At 34.1% G+C, this 20,111-nt stretch carries 10 protein-coding genes; 1 reads left to right on the top strand and 9 read right to left on the bottom strand.

The window, feature by feature from the left end; all coding sequences use genetic code 11:
• Window positions 1–40 precede the first annotated feature (40 nt).
• The 7 genes from YW9_RS13010 to YW9_RS0103445 all read right to left on the bottom strand — a co-directional run bounded on the left by YW9_RS13010 (window position 41) and on the right by YW9_RS0103445 (window position 12,196).
• On the bottom strand, window positions 41–1,450 hold the full coding sequence (locus tag YW9_RS13010; RefSeq protein ID WP_081615886.1) for a DUF1735 domain-containing protein: 1,410 nt from the start codon (window positions 1,448–1,450) through the stop codon (window positions 41–43).
• Between the two features lie 153 nt (window positions 1,451–1,603).
• Complete coding sequence (locus YW9_RS12500; RefSeq protein WP_018278796.1) at window positions 1,604–3,001, bottom strand: DUF1735 domain-containing protein; 1,398 nt, start codon at window positions 2,999–3,001, stop codon at window positions 1,604–1,606.
• Between the two features lie 264 nt (window positions 3,002–3,265).
• Window positions 3,266–4,690: a hypothetical protein gene (locus YW9_RS0103465; protein ID WP_018278795.1), complete on the bottom strand. Its 1,425-nt coding sequence runs from the start codon at window positions 4,688–4,690 to the stop codon at window positions 3,266–3,268.
• A 31-nt stretch (window positions 4,691–4,721) separates the two neighbouring features.
• Window positions 4,722–5,984, bottom strand: coding sequence for a BT_3987 domain-containing protein (locus YW9_RS12495; RefSeq protein WP_018278794.1), 1,263 nt, complete (start codon window positions 5,982–5,984; stop codon window positions 4,722–4,724).
• Window positions 5,985–5,995: 11 nt separating this feature from the next.
• Window positions 5,996–7,390, bottom strand: a complete 1,395-nt coding sequence (locus YW9_RS0103455; protein ID WP_026193780.1) for a glycoside hydrolase family 18 — start codon at window positions 7,388–7,390, stop codon at window positions 5,996–5,998.
• 5 nt (window positions 7,391–7,395) lie between these two features.
• Window positions 7,396–9,069, bottom strand: coding sequence for a SusD/RagB family nutrient-binding outer membrane lipoprotein (locus YW9_RS0103450; RefSeq protein ID WP_231555502.1), 1,674 nt, complete (start codon window positions 9,067–9,069; stop codon window positions 7,396–7,398).
• Window positions 9,070–9,088: 19 nt separating this feature from the next.
• Window positions 9,089–12,196, bottom strand: a complete 3,108-nt coding sequence (locus YW9_RS0103445; RefSeq protein ID WP_018278791.1) for a SusC/RagA family TonB-linked outer membrane protein — start codon at window positions 12,194–12,196, stop codon at window positions 9,089–9,091.
• Window positions 12,197–12,708: 512 nt separating this feature from the next.
• On the opposite strand from YW9_RS0103445, the gene YW9_RS0103440 reads away from it, so the two are divergent.
• Window positions 12,709–17,115 carry a translocation/assembly module TamB domain-containing protein gene (locus YW9_RS0103440; protein ID WP_018278790.1) on the top strand — a complete coding sequence of 1,469 codons (4,407 nt, stop codon included), beginning with the start codon at window positions 12,709–12,711 and terminating at the stop codon, window positions 17,113–17,115.
• Between the two features lie 64 nt (window positions 17,116–17,179).
• On the opposite strand, the gene YW9_RS0103435 is transcribed toward YW9_RS0103440, so the two are convergent.
• Window positions 17,180–17,788: a superoxide dismutase gene (locus YW9_RS0103435; RefSeq protein ID WP_018278789.1), complete on the bottom strand. Its 609-nt coding sequence runs from the start codon at window positions 17,786–17,788 to the stop codon at window positions 17,180–17,182.
• A gap of 43 nt (window positions 17,789–17,831) precedes the next feature.
• Window positions 17,832–20,111 (bottom strand): DUF5682 family protein, encoded by a 2,280-nt coding sequence (locus tag YW9_RS0103430; protein WP_018278788.1) that lies wholly within the window; start codon window positions 20,109–20,111, stop codon window positions 17,832–17,834.

The raw sequence follows: 20,111 nt of genomic DNA, 5'->3' as shown, positions 1-20,111 counted from the left end.
CACAAGTGAGATTTTTATAAACATTAGTCTAATTTATTTTCTATTCTTCATAGAATTCTATTTCATAGATTTTAAAGTTAGATCTTTGTCCTCTTCGTGTGAAGCCATGGAAAGAAAAATCCTTCAATGATAGAGGGGACTTTAATGTTATAACATACCAATCTTTGTTAGTATTAAAGGAAACTACCCCTATTTGTTGTTTTGTTATGGATGCGTTGTCACTTATGATTATTTCATCAGTAGGAGTAGATGAATCCATTTTAAGACGAATTGTTTTCACCTTTTTATTTTCTTGAAATTTAAATCTTAATTCTTCATCTTCTCCAAATAAAGCTTGATCATTTGAAAAACTACCAAAAGTATTTTCATCTCCATCTAACATATTTTCGAAACCTTCTCTATTTCCATCATTGAAGAAACTAGCAAAATATCCAGAAACTCCACTAATTTTTGTTCCTGAAGGAGTATCAGCTGAGTTTGAGCCCACTAAAAAGTCTTTAGGATACACCACAGTTGGATAGAAATGTACACTGGTTGTTAATTTTGTAGGATATTCTGTACCATTTGCATCATAAATAACTACTTTCAAAGGTAAAATAGTTCTTTTTGTTATGCTACTGGCATTTTGCGGTTCAAAAGAAATTTCAACTTTTGTTAAATCTCTGAAAGATACTCTTTTAATGGTGCCTTCTATGCCTTCAGGGGCAAGTTCTGCTTCTCCATCACGTACCAATCCTAGAGAAATATCTTGAGGAATGCCTTTATCAGAAGTAATTGTAAAACTTACTTCTGGATCAGGGAAAGAGAATTCCCCTGTAACGGCATCTATATGGACACTTTTAACAGTATATGTGCGATTAATTTTTAATGTTATTTCTTTAGGGAAAATCTTTACCACGAAAAACTCGCTACCTTTAAGAATTTTAACACTATCATCACCTATTACTTTCAATGAAAAAGGTAGTATTACTTGCTTATCAAAATCGCTTCTGTTTTGTGTTGAAAGCTCAAAACTTGCAGTCCTACTTCCAGGAGCAATTGTTATTTCTGATTGCGTAATAGATACTAAATCCTTTGTTCCTAACTCATAATCAGAGTATTGTTCCTTAAGACTCTCATATAATGTTGGGTCATACACTAAAGAAGCTTTAAATTCTTTTTCAACTTTATTTGTAAAGTTCAAAACAGCATTGACTTTATTCTCATTTGAAATTGTCAGTGTTGAAAGAGAAAACATAGGAATGTCTGTCTCCGACTTATAAAAATAGACTTGTTGTTCACGTGGGTCATATCCGATGCGAGTGCGAATATCATCGTCAATAATTTTTTTATCAATCTCCCAAGCGGTGCTATTGTTCTTTTCAACTGTAATTTCATCTTTATTACAAGAATTAAAGAAGCCTACACACAAAAGAGATAAAACTGTAGTTTTTAAAATATGTGTCTTCATTGTATTTTTTTTAGATTATACATTTGTATGTTCTACCCATAATTTTTCAAAAATTCTTATGATAAATAAAATCTCACTCACAGAAGTAAAAATGTGTTGATAGTTTATTTCTATAGGTGAGATTTTTTCATAAATATTTTTTACCTGTTTTTTCTACTCTCCGTAGAATTCTATTTCGTAGATTTTAAAATAAGATTTTTGTCCTCCTCTTGTGAAGCCATGCATTGTAAGATTTGATAGAGAAACAGCACTTTTGAACGTAATCACATACCAATTATCGGTAGAACTAAAGGTAGCTGTTCCCATACGTTCACGACCCACGTTTATAACTATTTGATCAGTAGGAGTAGATGGATCCATTTTGAGACGAATTGTTTTCACTTTTTTGTTTGCCACAAAGTTAAATCTTAGTTCTTCATCTCCACCCCACATAACATTATCATTTGAGAAACTGCCAAAAGTATTTTCATTTCCGTCTGACATTTTTTCAAAACCTTCTCTGTTACCTATGTTTAAGTAGCTACCAAAAGGTCCAGAAATATCACTAATTTTTGTACCAGAAGGAGTTTCCATTGAGTTAGAGCCTACTAAGAAATCTTTAGGATACACTATTTCTGGATAAAGACGTATACTTGTTTTTAAGCCTGTAGGATATTCTTTGCCATCTGCACCGTAAATAACTACTTTCAGAGGTAAAATAGTTCTTCTTGTTATGCTATTGGCATTTTGTAGTTCAAAAGAAATTTCAGCCTTTGTTAAATCTTTGAAAGCTACTTTTTCAATCGTTCCTTCTATACCTTCGGGTGCAATTATTCCATCTTCATCACGCACCAAACCTAGCGAAATGTCTTGAGGAATGCCCTTGTCAGACGTGATTGTAAAACTTACATTTGGATTTTGAAAAGAAGCCTCTCCCGTAACAGCGTCTATATTAACAGTTTTATTAATATACGGATGATTAATTTTTAATGTTATTCCTTTAGGGAAAATCTTTACCACGAAAAACTCGCTACCTTTAAGAATTTTAACACTATCATCACCTATTATTTTCAATGAAAAAGGTAGTATTACTTGCTTATCAAAATCACTTCTGTTTTGTGTTGAAAGCTCAAAACTTGCAGTCCTACTTCCCTGAGTGATTGTTATTTCTGGTTTTGAAATGGATACTAAATCTTCTGCTCCTAATTGATAATCAGGATATTGTTCTTTGAGAGATTCATATAATGTAGGATCATAGATTAAAGAAGCTTTAAACTCTTTTTCAACTTTATTTGTAAAGTTTAAAACAGCATTGACTTTATTCTCATTTGAAATTGTTAGTGTTGAAAGAGAAAACATAGGCATGTCTGTCTCCGACTTATAAAAATAGACTTGTTGTTCGCGTGGGTCATATCCGATGCGAGTGCGAATATCATCGTCAATTATTTTTTTATCAATCTCCCAAGTGATGCTATTGTTCTTTTCAACTGTAATTTCATCTTTATTACAAGAATTAAAGAAGCCTACACACAAAAGAGATAAAACTGTAGTTTTTAAAATATGTGTCTTCATTGTAAATTATTTTAGGTCACACGATTTCTTCGTTTGACATTTTTATGATATTTAATATATCCAACCATTGTAAAAGAAACTTTTTGCTTGTAGTTAAGTAAAGATTTTACTGCTTACAGACAAGTTCTTTTTAGAGGTTTTTCAAAATTTAGAAGAAAAATGTCTCACTATATCCAACAATTTAAATAATAAAAACTCTGCTAAATAAACGAAACATTTTTCTTCATAAAGATTAATAAGTTTTACTCATTAACATCTGTTATTTTATTCTTCGTAGAAGTCAACTTCGTAAATTTCAAACCAAGCGAACATTCCTCCCCTCGTGTTTGAGGTAAAGTTTGTAAAATATAGATGTTTAACAGGTATTGCTTCTTTAAAAGTAATTGTATAAAATTCTCCTTCCTCAGTAAAATCTGCCCAACCTTGTTCTTTTGAATCATACCCATCTTCATCTTGTGCTCCATATACGTTACACCTTGTCATACCATGAGTAGATTTCATTTTAAAACGAACAGATTTGATGTTTTTTACAGAATCAAAAATGAAAGTAAGATATTGATCAGGTCCTCCTCTGAAATAAGTTGTTTCATTATAATCTCCGTCCAACATTCTTTCATCGTTACCAGTATCTGTATCATCGTAGTAAGAAAAAGCAATGTTTGGCTTATCCGTAATCAACTTTCCAAGCGGATGTTCGTTATGAGAACCCTGTGAGTTTTCCTCATTTTGTGTCAACTCACTTCTTTTAACTACAATACGGATAGATATCTTGTTGTTACCTAAATCATAGGATTTTCCATTACTATCATATAGTACCCATTTCAGAGGCAATACGTAAACTCCTAATTCAGAATTCAATTTGCTTATATCTAAATTAAAGTTTAGTGTTTGTTCACTTCCTGAAAAATCAACTTTAGGTAATGTCCCTTCAATAGCTTTAGGTACTAACACCTGACCATCTGTTAGATTTACACTATCATCACGAATCAAACCTATTTTAACACCAGATAACATCCCCTTAGTACTACGAAAAGTAACCCCTACTTCTGTTGAATTTGTTGAAAGAGTTCCATTCTTAAGAAATATCGTTTTCTCGATTTCTGTACTTATTGGTTTTAACTCAACCTGTTCTGGAAAAATTTTAACTACAAAATAGTCCTTATTGCTAATTCCCTTGACATTTTCATTATTCATTTTTACTGAAAAAGGAATAACAAACTTTTTATCTAACTTATAGCCATTGTTGATAGTAAGATCAAAAGTTACATCATCTGTACCTTTCGTCATTGTTTTTGTTGACTGGAGGACTTTTACTAATGAGGTTTCTCCTAATTCAAAGCCTGAGTAATCTCCTTTTATTTTCTCATAAAGAGAAGCATCGTAACTAATAGTTACTTGCAAATCTTCTGAGATATTACCTCCAATTTTTTCAAAAACAACTTGGTACGTGTACTGACCAGTTAAAGGAATCTCACCTAAAGAAAGCATAGGTGCATCAATTACTGTTTCTTTAAAACGAATGTACTCAAAACGAGGGTCATATCCAATACGATTACGGATATCATCGTCTATTATCTTTTTATCAATCCCCCAATTGGTACTATTGTTTTTTTCAACCACGATTTCGTCCTTGTTACAAGATAAAAATAGACCTATGGTAATTATTGTATAAATGACTTTTTTTATCATCTTCTTTACAATCAATTTTCTAAAATACTATTTAATCCTCTTCAATATACAATCCTGTATGTCCTTCAGGCGATGGAAATTTTACATTTTTTGTCCACTCTACTTTAAAATCATCGTACTTAACATCTATGTGCCAACTATCTCCATCCTGAATTCCTTTAGTTCCTCCAGTTCCTTTTCTAAAAATTACCTCGTTATTATATTTCGATTTATCTTCAAATTTGGTATCTTCATTTATAGGAAGATATGCAACAAGTCCTTCACTTTCAGGATCAACAGGTAAATACACATTAGCTGCTATTTCTGCTTCAGTTAACGCCCTGTTCCACAAACGAAACTCTCTGAAGTAACGGTTTGTTGAATATGAGGTTTGAGGATTTTCAATTGGGATATGCATTTCTTTAGAAAGCTTAACTCCTGTTCTTTGGAAAGTGTGTATTAGCTTTCCGTCAACGTACACTTTGAAATAGCTGTCTTTACAAGTAAATGTAATTTGATGCCATTTGTTAAGCTCAAAATTGTATTTTGCTTTGTCATCAGGGTTATCTCCTCCTCCGTCTTTTACTTGAAGTTGATCAGGGAAAATACGTGTATAAGGACCTATTCCCATAACACTCATATTCATTGTTGATCCTGAATATGCATGCCAAGCTTTCCACATAAATTGCCCCTGTACTGTGATTTCTTCACTTTCTTCTACCTCAGGAGCTAATTTTACGACAATGGCATGTCCCTGTTTTATTTCTGCTACAGAAGTTTTAAAAGGACGTTCGAAAGAAATAAGAGCTTTGTCTTCACTCAAAACTTGTTTTGCAGAAGTACCTGTAATTTTTAATGGAATACTATAGTTTACTCCAATAGGATACTCTTTTTCATTAAGAGGTTTAACACGCACACCTACTTTTTCAAAAATTTGCCCAGCTTTGATAGTAACTGTTAGGTTACCATTGGAAGAAATATTCGTAGGATTATCAACTTCATAAAGTTCATACTCTGAAATGGGTAAAAACCGAAATCGAGTATTGTTAGCTTTATTGTATTCCTCCAAGAAATCGACTACGGAAATGGTGGCTTGTACGTCTTTATTTGCCAACCCCGACATACGTATTTCTGTAAATACTTGTCCTCCCTCAGTTGATTTTGGTATTTTCAAAACGGCAGTCTTAGTATTCATATGTAAAAATACTCCGCTTGGATTTTTTTCTACATCTGTATTGATAGTATCTAATTTTTCCTGACATCCTATAACGCCCAATGTAAGGGCTAACATAGCTAATTTTATTGCTTTTCTCATTTTAGTAAAAATTAAGGTGTAATGATATAAGGTTCTTTTTCGACATAGCCTGAATAATCAGGTCGTGGATCTGCAATACGGATTGCTTCACGTGTCCAAGCATAGTGTAAGTATTTTCTTTTAAGATTGTTCTCTTGTAAATACTTTTTAAAGTTTGCATCACTTTCGCTTGTTACAGGAAAATCACTTTGTCCGTGATAAGCTCCTAAGCCCCATACTTTTCTAGCTTTAACGTCTTTTCCTTTACCTATCATTACGCTAAATCCTCCTGCTTGGAAATTTGCACTAGTTGAATTATAATTTGGTCCACCCAACATTGGAGGAAAAGCCCCAGAAGTATTTACACCATTTCTCGTGTAATCTTGCATGAAGTGTTTATCAAAATAAATAGCAAAAGGATTATCAGCTATCAAAAGAGGTGTTTGAGAGTTATGACCAAATATAGGTGCTATATCACAAGGAACGTCTGCACAAAAATAATACCTTCTTGTTAAATAATCCGACGGTACATAGGGTTTAAAATCATCAATAAATTCTTTTTCATTAGGGTGAAATCCTTCAGTTGAAGCATCAAATAAAGCCTTTAAGTTAGCTTCTCTTTCTGCTTGTGTTTTTACGTGATGATGTTCACCAACAGGGCCGAAATACTTAGCCATTTCCTTTACAAAATTAGCTATGTTCTCATAATTATTTTTTGAAATCATCAGAGGTGTTCCTTCTTCACTTACACTTCCGTGGTCACCGCAAGTTTCCCAATCCACATCGTATCCGTCAAAACCTAAAGCAATGATGTAACGTGAAAGCTCACGGGCATATATTTGTGGCCACTGAGCATAATTTTCGCTAAAAGGATATTTTTCACGGAAGTATTTATGTCCATTACTTTTTTCATCACCTTTTTTACCTGGCAAAGAAGTTCCAACGCTTGGAGTCTGCCAACACATCAAGATAGCTCCTCCCTTTTTCTGGAATATTTCAGCGTCTTTCTTTCGATTGGCATCTAAGTCTTTTGGATGTAAACCTCCAAGACCTCCCCAAATAGATACCGCTGTTACTGAGTCAGGCACAGATTGTAGCCATCCACGTGCAATCCCATTAGCAGCTTTCCAAGAAGACCCATCAAACCAATAGTACACCATTGGTACTTGTCCGCCTTCTTCTCCTGTATTTAGCCAAGCTTTTTGTTTGTATTCGCGCAATTGTGCCCAATAAGCATCTAGAACTCTCCTGTTTTCTTCTGTTCGTTCGGCTTCTGCCTGCCACTTAGCATTATCACGCTTCTCTCTCAAATCACTAAGAGCAACTTCTTCAAATTCAGAAGCCTTTGATTCTGTTTCTGTCCACTCTTTATTGCACGATGTAAAAGCAATAGAAGCAACAGCTAAAATAGTTATATACTTTTTCATACACATTATTTTTTAGATTTTTTGTCCCACCAAACATTTGTTGCAGCATCATCGTTTCCTCCTAACAAGGCTTTTGCTGCATTCACATTGTCACTATTCAAACGATACTCATTAAGAGGGAAAGGTAAGCGGCGCATTCCTCCATCTGTTCCTGATGCGTTAATATCTTTTGCAGATACGTTTGAATTATTTACAGGCACCTTGAACATACGAGGATATCCTGTTCTTCTCCACTCAGTCCAAGCTTCTTGACCATCAGGGTATATTGCTAGATATTTTTGAGTAATAATTTGCTCCAATTTCTCTTCTTCTGTATAGCTTGATTTCCATTTTTTGTCAATACTACTCACAGCCTCTGCACTATAGTCACTATTTTTTGAGTCTGTATATTTTGCTGGAGTACCAGATACAGAAGTGTACAAATCCACAGGTAATTCATTTTCTTGGAAAGAAAGTGCAATTCCTTTGTTATAAAACTCTTCAGCATCCCCAGAAATAATTCCAAAAAGAGCAGCTTCTGCCAATAAGAATTGTACCTCTGATGCTTTCATCCAGTAAGTAGGAGTGCTTTCCTGTATGTTAGGGTTAGAAAAGTCTTTATAGCGGTTATCTGTAATTTTTGTAATTCCTGAGCGTACTGCGTAGTAATCTTCCTTATCACTATCAACTCCTTTTTGGAAATATTTCGAAATACGAGGATCAGAATATCCTTTCAAATAAGAGTAAATGGTAGCTCCCATTTTTACCTCACCATACGTTTTCCATAATAACTCTACAGAGTTGAAGTAAATGAATTTGCCATTTGTTTGCAATTTAGCAGTATCTTCTTTTCCTGCCAACAGACCTCCCTGATTTTCATATGCCTTTTTGATATATTCTTGGGCTAAGGCTGCATCAGCATAACGAACACGCATAGCCAAACGCAACATCAAAGAGTTTCCTAATTTAATCCATTTAGCAGTATTTCCTTGATAAACAGGGTCGTAATCTGCAATAATTTTTGAACCTCCTGAAGCAAAGTATTCATTCAATGTAGTTACCGCTTCATCTAATTCTTTTAAAAACGAGCGATATACATCTTCCTGAGAATCATAAGGAACTGTTAATCTTCCTGCACCAATTTTGCTATAAGGAACTGGTCCAAACATATCTGTAGTTCTATGATATGCCATTATTTTAATGATTTGGGCAACAGAGAAAACACTCTGACTTGCTAAATCTTTCTTACGATATATCAGTGACTTATCTTCTGCAATCTCCACATCGTGCATTGCGGCTTTAATCTCCATAAATGGATTAATTATTCTCTCCACCATTGTACTAAATGTATAGTTTGACCATCCATCTATAACATAGTAGTTGGTGTAATTTTTACTGTCATTCCAAGTACTATTTCCTGGAGAAAAATACCCAGACCAGTTGTCACCAGCCAAGTTTAAAGCTACTTGATATCTGTTAGGTAAGTCAGTATCTTGCCCTGGACTACGAGTAGGAATTACATTTTGAATGAATCCTGGGAAAAGCCCACCTGAAGCTAATCCATCAAGTGTTTTTTGATGTCCGTCAGGTAGTAATTGATTTGTATTTACTTCTGCAAAATCCTTTGTACAAGAGGAAAGCAGAACCATTGACGATATAGATGATAGTAAAATTGTTCTATATCTATTTATATTTATCATTTTCATCTTCTTTATTTAATTAAAATTGCAATTTAACGCTAAATCCATATGTTTTCATACTTGGGATTTGGAAGAATTCAGTTGCTGCATACGTTCCTGTTCCACTTGTAAGTTGAGGATCGAAAGGAGCTTTATTGTAAATCATCCACAAGTTTGTTCCTGTTAATGAAAACGTTAATCTTTTTATTTTATCATTAAGGATTTTTCCATCTAATGAATAGCTTAAAGAAGCCTCTTGTAAGCGAACGTTTGTTGCATCATAAGTGTAATAACCTAATAAAGCTTCTTCTCCTCCAATACTTTCATAATATTTTTGTGCTGGGTATTTAACTCCATTTACAAGAACTCCCTCATTGTCTCTTGCATCACCAGAAGCTTTAGATACTCCAAAAGCATCTAACATTGGTTGAGTACCAGAAAGAACTACACCACCAAAGTTTCCATTAAATAAGAAACTAAAGTCGAAGTTTTTGTAAGAAAAAGAGTTTCTCCAACCCATTGAAAAATCAGGAGTTGAGCGTCCTACTTTTATCTCTTGGGTTTTGTCAACTTCGTATTTGCCAGAATTGTTTTCGATTAGTCTTCCGTTAACGTCACGTAATAAAACTCCTGAAACGGTTACATCAGACATACTTCCTCCTTCTTTCAATAAGAATCCTCCTCTTCGTGTTTCTGTGAAATTCATCAACTCTCCAGTGAAAGGGTTTTTGTAATCACGTACTAACTCAATGATTTCATTCACGTTTCTAGTATAGGTAAGTGATGTATTCCAATTGAGATCTTTAACAATGTCTTTATTGAAGTTTACACCTAATTCAACTCCTCTATTTTCAACATTACCAGCTTGTAAGAAGAATTTAGTAAATCCTGAAGAAGCTGATAATTCTTGCTCGAAGAACTGATTATATGTATTAGATTTATAGAGAGTTAAATCAAATCCTAAAGCTCCTCCGAAGAATTTGGCATTCAACCCAGCCTCCAAAGAGCGTGTTCTTTCAGCTTTGAATTCAGGATAAGGATATGTTGAATTTGATTGCAATCCAGCAGCAGTTAACTGATAAGTAATAGTACCAGGAGTAAGACCTGTTCTACTGATAGGAGAACCTACTTCAGTATAAGAAGCACGTGCTTTCAAGTAAGTAATAAATTCAGGAAGTGAAACCATCTCTGAAATTACGCCTGAAAGACCTACTGAAGGATAGAAGAAAGAAGGCTCTACAGAATTTACCAATTGAGAAGACCAGTCATTACGCCCTGTTAGTGATAAGTATAACATACCTTTGTAGCCTAATTCCGCACTTGCGAAAATAGCAACGTTTTTATTTCTGTCATAAGTTTGTCCTTGACCTGGTTTAGAAGGGTCTAAGTTGTTAGCTGAGAATAAATTAGGAACATACAGCAAAGGGCCTCCGATTGAAATTCCGTGGTTGTATCTGTCATTATAACTTGCTCCTAAGTTAGCTGTTAAATTGAAGTTTTCTCCAAAATTTCTGTTCGCATTCAAAATAACATCAGCATAAGTTTGATCATATTTTAAACTTGAATTAGCATATCGTCCTTTTTCTGAAATAGCCAAAAGAGGAGTGGTACTTGCGTATATTTTTTCCTCCAAAGTGTTTTCAGAATTATCAATACGAACGCGTCCAGAAATGTTCAACCAATCCAAAATGTCATATTTCAAACTAGCTGAGAACATATAACGTTTTCTATTAGATAGGAATAACTCTCTGTTAACAATCCAGTAAGGATTTTCAGCAAAAAGACTTCCTATTTTATCGTTTTCGTCCGTGTAAGGATTTTTGTACTTCTCATAAATTCCTCTTGATGGATTGTAACGCTCGTAAACTTCAAAATCTCTGTAATCCAAACTTCTAGGCATTAAGTAAAGAGCAAATAGAGGGTTGTAGTACCCACCACCATTTATCATATTGCGATCACCTTGTCGGATATAATTCGCACTAATATCTAAATGCAACTTGTCGTTTAAGAAAGAAGAGGTATTTCTAGCACCCACATTGTAACGATAGTATGCATTGTTAGGGACAATACCTGCTGCATCTGTTTGTGAAAGAGAAACAAAAGTTTGATTTTGTTTATTCCCTGTAGAAAGTGTAAATGAATTATTTATGTTAGTCCCTGTTCTAAAAAACTTCAAGGGGTCGTAGTTAGAAGGTGTAGCTAGCTTTTCTCCCCAGCTTGATGATGAACCAGAAGCACTTCCATAAGTAGTTTGAAATTCAGGAACAACACCTGTAGTCATAAATTCTACACCACTTGAAAGGTTAACTTCCATTTTACCATCTTTACCTTTTTTAGTGTTGATTAGGATGACACCATTAGCTGCTTCACTACCATAAAGTGCTGCCGCAGAAGGTCCTGTAAGTACGTTAATACTTTCGATATCATCTGGATTAATATCTGAGATACCTTCACCCCCTGTTGGTTTAGCGAATTTTCCATCACCACCTTTTCTTGATTGGAAGTTAAACATCGGTACACCATCAATTACATAAAGCACTCCATTGTTACCATCAAGTGATTTAGAACCTCGCATTACCACTTTGGTAGCACCACCAACACCAGAAGCACTCCTTTGAATATTAACTCCAGCTACTTTACCATTCAAACTATTGACAAAGTTTGTTTCCTTAACTTTGGTTAAGTCATCGGATTTTATTTGCTGAACGTTGTAGCTCAAAGCTTTTTCTTGGCGCTTGATACCTAAGGCAGTTACCACGGTACCTTCCAACTCCATAACATCCTCTTGCAGAACAATTTTCAATCCTGATTGTGATTTACTTACTTTGATTGTTTGCTCTTTGAATCCAATGTATGAGAACAATAATTCTGTTTTGTCTTCAGGGACATTAACCTCAAAGTTACCATCAAAATCAGTAGCTACACCAATGCTTGTACCTTTTACTAAAACACTAACTCCTGGCAGAGGAACACCAGAAGCATCAGTTACGGTACCACTGACTTTTTTTGTTTGCTGTTGAACAAGAATGTCTGTTAAAGGAGCCTCAACTTTTTCAGAGGCAGAAACTGTCCAAAATCCTTGTGTGAGTAACGCAAGCAAAATCCATCGCGTACCAGTACGTCCAGATTTTCTTAACAAATTTACCATATCTACGTCTTTAAATTAATAATTTTATTCTTAAAATTCTAAGTTTTTTCTAACTGAATAAGCTTTTATAGTCTTTATTTTTTGTTTTTAAATGTTTTTTATCGTATTTTTTATTAAAATGCTAAAAAAAGCGGACTACAAATGTACGACATATAAATTCAAAAAACAATTTATTTTTATATATTTTTTCACACATATTTGACGTTTGTTTAGTTATCAATAAGTTAAAGAAAATTTATATTAATGATTACGATTTGTTGCACTTTTCTTTTGTTATATTTTCTTTTGAATACTACAACAAAGTATATGATTTTATAATTTTAGACTTTTCAGTAACTTCATATTCAAGAAATTTTCTAACTATTTTTAAATTTATTTATATTAGATTGTATTACTTTTGATTTTTTACTCTTAACCAATAGATTTGTAAATACTTATAAAAAAATTTGTCGCTGTTAAAGAATAAATCTAAATTTGCAATCTATAAATTTAACGCTTAAAGAAAAATTTTGATGCTTAGAATCAAAAGATTTGGTAGAATATTATTTCGGATTGTATGGATTACGCTCCTGATTTTAGGAGTGGTTGCTTTGTTATTAACGTTACCTGTAACTCAAACGTTTATTGCCAAAAAGGTAGTGAATTGGCTCAACACGGACTATGATGTGGACATACAGATAGAGAAGATACATCTGAAAATAAATGGTAAAGTATCTATCAAAGAATTGTTAATCAATGATTTTAGGAAAGATACTTTGATTGCCGCAAAGGAGTTGGAAACGTCAATTTTGAATTTTAAACAACTCACAGAAGGAAATTTATATTTTGGTAAACTTCAGGCTGATAGATTGATTTTCAATATGAAAACTCATAAAGGAGATACAATATCAAATTTTGATGTATTTGTTTCCAAATTTGATTCAGGTAAGCCCAGTACAGGAGGTTTTGTAATGAAAGCCAAGTCTATTAACTTGACCAATAGTAACTGTTATATTTCTGATGAAAATAAAGAGAATCCTTCTGTTGTAAGGGTTGAAAATATGAATATTAACTTGAAAGATTTCAAGATTTTAGATTCAGAAATATTTTTTGATGTTCAAAAGGCAAACTTCATATATGATAAAAATCTGTATGTTACTAATTTAGAAACAAATTTTGCTTTTACATATTCACTTATGAGTGTTGAAAATTTAGTTTTTGAAACCGATAAATCATCACTTGAAGGGTATGTAAAGTTATTTCCTACCGAAGAAGGATTTGATGACTTTGAAAATAAGGTTCTTCTTGATGCTAAAATTTCAAAAGCAAGTTTGGAAACTACAGATTTGAATACATTTTATGATGGATTTGGATTAGGTAAATCATTGAATATAAAAAATTTATCAATACAAGGTGTTTTAAATGATTTGAAAGTATCTGAAGGAGAAATTGCCTACCAGAATACAATTGTTGAGGGTAATTTTGCTTTTAAAAATTTACTTGATGACAGAAAAAAAATCATCATAAGAGGAAAAGATGTTTATTTGGAAACCATTTATAATGATTTGGCTACATTGATGCCTGTGTTGTTGGGGCAAAATATTCCGTCAGAGGTGCAGCGTTTGGAAATGTTTTCTATTCACGGCGACCTTTTGTACACAACCTCGGCTTTGGAAGCAAATTTGGAATTACGTTCCAACAAAGGAAATGCTTCTGTTGATGGAATGCTCGAAAATTTGGAAGATATAAATAATATGGGATACGAAGGAACCATAGTAACACAAGGGCTTGATTTTGGTGCCTTACTTGCTGATCGTTCTTTTGGAAAATTAACAGCTCATATGACTGTGAAAGGAAGTGGGTTTGATTTGGCTTCTTTGAAAATGCAAGCATACGGAAAAGCAGAAACCTTCCAATTTAATGGGTATGAGTACAATAATATTTCAGTAGATGGAGAGTTTAAAAATAAAGTTTTTAACGGAAGAATTTCAGCCAATGATATAAATCTTAAAATGGATTTTAGTGGTTTGGCAGATTTTTCAAAAAATAATTCGAAGTTTGATTTTCAAGCTAATGTTGATGTAGCAGATTTGTATGCACTCAGGTTTATGGAGTCAGATTCAATTTCTAAACTCAAAGGAAGTATTGTTTTTGATATTCAAGGAAATAACTTGGATGATATTGTTGGAACCATAAGTTTTAAAAATGCACAATATACCAATTCTGCTGATGTATTTTCGTTTAGTGATTTTGAGGTAACTTCCTCAATTTCAAAGGAAGGAGTTAAGAAAATTACCATCAATTCACCTGACATAATCAGTGGTAAATTGGAAGGAAGATTTAAAATGGCAGAAGCTAAAAGAATTCTGCAAAATGCCTTAGGTAGTATTTATACGCATTATAATCCATATAAAATATCTGAAAACCAATATATTGATTTTAATTTTAATATATATAACAAGATAGTTGAAGTATTTGTCCCTAAAGTTAAAATTGGGAAGAATACAACGCTGAAAGGGAAAATAGTCGCTGATGAAGGAAGTTTTAAAATGCAATTAAAATCTCCTGATATTAATGCGTATGATTATCAAATAGATAATGTAAACTTTCAAATTGATAATAAAAATCCACTTTACAATACCTTTTTTGAGATAGAAAAAGTGGATTTAGGAATGTATACCATAAGTGATTTTAATTTAATCAACGCGACAATTAAGGATACGCTATTTTTCCGAACAGAATTTAAGGGAGGAGATACAGGAAAAGACATTTACGAACTTAATTTCTATCATACACTTAACAAAAAACAAGAATCTATAATTGGTTTAAAAAAATCCTTATTTAACTTTAAGGAAAGTGCTTGGTTTATCAATCGGGATAATTCCAACAAGCAAAATAAAATTATAATCAATCGTGCTGCTGATACTATCAAAATTGATAATTTCAGAATGGCTCACCGTAACCAACATATCAATTTGAGCGGAATAGTGACCAAAAATGATTATAAAAATATTCATATTGTAGCTAATAATGTTTCGTTAGAAAAAGTTACTCCCGAAATGAAGGGATTAGATTTGAGGGGAACAATGCACGGACATTTATCGTTAGTTCAAAAAGGTAAATTGTTTTATCCATCATCTGATTTGTTTATTCGTTATTTCCGTTTGAATGGATATGATTATGGTGATTTAGAGGCAAGTATCTTCGGAAATGATGATTTATCTTCTTTCGATGTTTCTGCTCATTTTGTCAATGGAAAAACGAGAGGTTTCCAGATGGGAGGCAAAATTAATCTTGACGGAAAAGAAGGAACACTATTAGATTTGAAAGCTAATTTCCACGATTTCAATTTAGCTCCTTTCAACCCGTTTGCGGAAGGAATTTTATTTGATTTAAGAGGTTGGCTTTCAGGAGGAATTGATATAAAAGGGAAAATTGAAAATCCTAAAATGGACGGAGAGCTTTCAATTGAAAAAGGAGGAATGGGAATCACATATTTAAATTTGAATGCTGATTTTCAGGATAATGCTAAAATAAAAGTTAATAATCAAACTTTTGAGCTCAGAAATTGGACTCTTAACGATACGGCTTTCAAAACTCAAGCTTTATTTGATGGTTCGATACGGCACAACAATCTGTCTGATTGGTTTTTTGATTTAACTTTAAAGTCATTAGGAAAGCGATTTTTAGTTTTAAATACGAAATATACTGATGACGCACTTTTCTACGGAACAGGATTTATACAAGGAGAAGCTACAGTTAAAGGAGCTATAGATGAGTTAGTTATATCAGTAGATGCCAAAACGGAGGAAGGAACAGCTTTCAAAATTCCGCTTGCCGATTCAGAAGGGGTAGGAGATGATTCCTTTATAACATTCATTGAAGAAGGAAATAAAAACATTAAGGTAGAACGCACTCTGGAATCGGTCAAAGGATTGGAACTTAAGTTCAATATGGACGTGATGCCTAATGCTGAAGTTGAAATAATTATGGATAAGAAAACAGGTAGTAATCTTGTTGGTCGCGGAGAGGGAACACTTCTTATTGAGATTAATACTAACGGAAAATTCAATATGTGGGGTGACTTTATCACGTATTCAGGGTACTATAATTTTAAGTTTGAAAATATTATTGATAAAAGGTTTACGGTTCTTCCTGGTGGTTCTATTTCTTGGAGTGGCGACCCACTAAAGGCAACATTGCGTGATTTGAAAGCGGCTTACACTTTGAATGCCAATCCGTCAGTGTTGTTGGAATCATCACAATATAATCGAAAAATTCCTACACAGGTAGTTATTAAGCTTGAAGGAGAATTGTTACAACCTGAAACATTATTTGACATTACATTTCCAGATAGCAACCCGAGTTTGGTTTCCGAACTGAACTATCGAATGGCAGACGAAGACCGAAAACGATTACAAGCGTTTTCGTTATTGGCTCAAGGCTCGTTTATGAGTGAGCGAAATACAGATAATCGTTTGGTGGCACACAATCTTTTTGAGACAGCTGCGGGACTTTTCAATCAATTGCTTTCAGATGAAGATAACAAACTAAATTTAGGGGTTTCATACGAGGCTGGAACGATAGATAGTGCTTCGGAAATAAATAATAGCGACCGTTTAGGGTTTACCTTTTCTACACAAATTACGGAATGGGCTTCTGTAAATGCTAAGGTGGGAATTCCTGTTGGGGGCGTAACTCGAACGGCTGTGGCAGGAAATGCAGAGGTTGTACTTCGTTTGACAGAGACGGGAAACCTCACAGCAAAATTCTTCTTCAGAGAGAATGAGTGGCAACAATATTTATTGGACAGAATAGGTTATACACAAGGTGCAGGTATTACTTATTCAGTTGATTTTAGTACTTTTAAAGAATTGATACATAAAGTTTTTGGCAAAGGAGGTAAAATTATAGAAGAGCCTTCTACTGAAAATAAATAGAAAAATAAAAAAGCTCAAAAATCATCAGATTTTTGAGCTTTTTTTCAATGAGTAATATTCTAAATTACTTGTTTTTAGCGAATAATTCAGCTACTTTTTCCCAATTAATTACATTAAAGAAAGCTTGGATATAGTCAGGACGACGATTTTGGTAATTCAGATAATAGGCGTGTTCCCAAACATCTAATCCAAGAATTGGTTTTCCTCCACAACCTGTGTCAGGCATCAAGGGATTATCTTGATTTGGGGTAGAACAGACCTCCAATTTCCCACCTTTGTGTACACAAAGCCAAGCCCATCCTGAACCAAAACGAGTGGCAGCAGCTTTAGCAAATTCTTCTTTAAAAGCATCAAAACTTCCAAATTTTTCGTCAATGGCTTTGGCTAAATCTCCTGTTGGTTTTCCGCCTCCATTAGGGGACATTACTTCCCAAAATAGGTTATGATTATAAAAACCACCTCCATTGTTGCGTACGGCTCCGTTACTCATATCCAAATTTTTAAGGATTTCCTCAATGGTTTTTCCTTCCAAATTGGTGCCTGTAATAGCTGTGTTTAAATTAGTTGTGTAAGCGTTATGATGCTTAGTATGATGGATTTCCATTGTACGAGCATCGATGTGAGGCTCTAAAGCATCGTAAGCATACGATAATTTCGGTAATGTAAATGACATAGTCTTAATTTTTTAGGTTAAAGCACAAATATAGAAAAAAAAATTAAAAATCAAAGTCGAAGTCGTTTAAAGCCTCTAACTTCGAGGTTTCATCTTCCGTTAATTCAGCTTGTAGAGTTTCGGCTGTTGCTTCAGAACCGGTCCCCCAGAGGTCACCCAGTAACTCTGCGATGCTATTTTTTTGATTAGGTTCAAAGTCGGCAAAAGCTCTACGAAGAAACACCACTGAACGGAGAAATTCATCATCGTCCAATTGCTGTATGTACAAATCGAGTTCTTTCCAAAGTGATATTCTTGAAAGAAGAGCATAACGATTTCTGCCCGAAAGCCCTTCGAACCAACTTGCTCCCAAATCAGCAGGAACTCCAATGGACAGTCTTCGCGAAACTTCCTTTGCACAATCCTCCTCTGAAACTATATTGTGTTCCAATAATATAGAAAAAGCAACTCCCGAAAGTCGAGTATTCAAATCATCTCTCCAAGCAAGATGTGAAAGTTCTTTTTGCCAAGTTTCAACATCTACTAAATCATATTGATGTTGTGAAATAAGCTCCATCGTGTTAATTGCTTGTGCTACATTTTTTGATGCTTTTTCATCACAAGATGAAGCGTCTACTAACAAAAGAGAAGCTCTTAGGAATAATTGTTGCAGTACAGGTTTCAGCGGTTCTAAGTCAAATTGCCGAAGGTCGTCATATTGTATTAGTATGGCTAATTCGTGTGCAGCATTTGCAACTTCTGTAAAGCTGTTCGAATCAATGAGTAAATGTTGAAGTGTGCTGAGAGCGTTTTCAAATAAATTTGTAAGATGACACTCACACGCCTGTCGAACAATGGAAGCCACTGTTGAGATATCTTCTGATTCGTTTAGTAGTTCCTTAAGATGAAAAGCCGTTGCAATTTCAATAGTTTCTCCTTTTAAATTGGCTTCAACAATTTGGATTTCCACTTCAGGAGACCATTGTAATATCCACTTTTCAGCCCAAGTCGCACTATCTTGCGATGTTTTTCGTTTTTCTGCAAAAAGAATTCCCAAAACACTTAAACGATGCAAAAAAATAGAACGATTAAGGTCGATAAAAGCCGCTTCTTCGGTTTTCACTTTCAGATTTTCTCGAAGATCGAGTACCAATTCCTGAGCAACAGCAGATTTATATTGTGTTAGTTTTAGGCGTTTTAATTCTTGATTTACATTCTCTTGCACAGGAGTTTGACCGACACCTTCTGGTAAACTTCCGATTGCTGTCCCAATATCAACCCTATTGATGGCTTCTGCAACAGAAAATAATTCTCCTGCTCCAAAACACGTAGTTACAGCATCGTGCAAGTCTTTCAGAACGGGCATTGTACCACCACGCATTGCAGTTAAGGCATTCGCCAAACGAATGGCTTCGATTACACTTGCAGATGAGGCATTATCCCCTTTTTTTCGTAATTCTGAGGCTACTTTGGAAAGATAAATAGCGGACAAATTGCTTAATTCTCCATTTTGCATTGTCTGCCACATTAATTCAAAGTAGTGTGGAGCCTTATTTCCCGCTCCGTATCCCATTCGGCTACTCAAACGTAAGTAGGAGTAGGGCATAAGGGTAATTTTTGAAGTAGCTCGAGGTAGTTTTTTGAGTTCTTCATCGGTCATAGCAGGTAAATTGCTACGGATACCAGCCAAATGATACGCTCCAACAATTACTACAATTTCTTCAGGTTTGTAATGAGTTAGTGCTTTTTGAATTTCTCGTTTCATATAGGATTCCCGAATCATATTGTAGGAAAAATCATAAGGAACCGACTCGTATTCTTTTTCTATGACAAGTTCCCTGATTTGTTCAGATTGATAGTCCAATCCTTGACGAAAAATATCTTCATTTAAATTGTGTTCAAAATTTCGTTCCCAATAACTTTCATAGTCTGTTTCTTCATATTTTTCAGCAAGTTGGTCGTATAATTTGTTGTGAAAAGAGTAATAATCAGCAGCTTTTTCATCATTTTTTTCGTAAGTACGCTCTTGTTGAAGTTTTAGCATAATTTCCGAAGGCAAATCAATGAAACGAACATCAATTTTTCTTTTTACTCCCCAACAGATGGCTTGATACTCTGGAGAATAACTTGCAAAAGGATATAAAACAGTTTCAATAGGTAGTTCCGTAGTATATCCCAGCATCGCAATAGGAGGCTTTACGTCTTTTTGAGTGATGTGTGTAATGAGGTTTGTAGCATCAGAAGGACCTTCAATCAAAATGCATTTTGGTTTGTGTTTTTCCAAAAATTTCAGAAGATGGAAAGAAGCTCCAGGTGATAAATGACGAACTCCAAAAGTATTCAT

It is taken from the genome of Capnocytophaga cynodegmi DSM 19736, assembly GCF_000379185.1.
GTDB lineage: Bacteria > Bacteroidota > Bacteroidia > Flavobacteriales > Flavobacteriaceae > Capnocytophaga > Capnocytophaga cynodegmi.
Note: the sequence above shows the minus strand (reverse complement) of the source record. Positions and strands in the feature narration are given on the sequence as shown.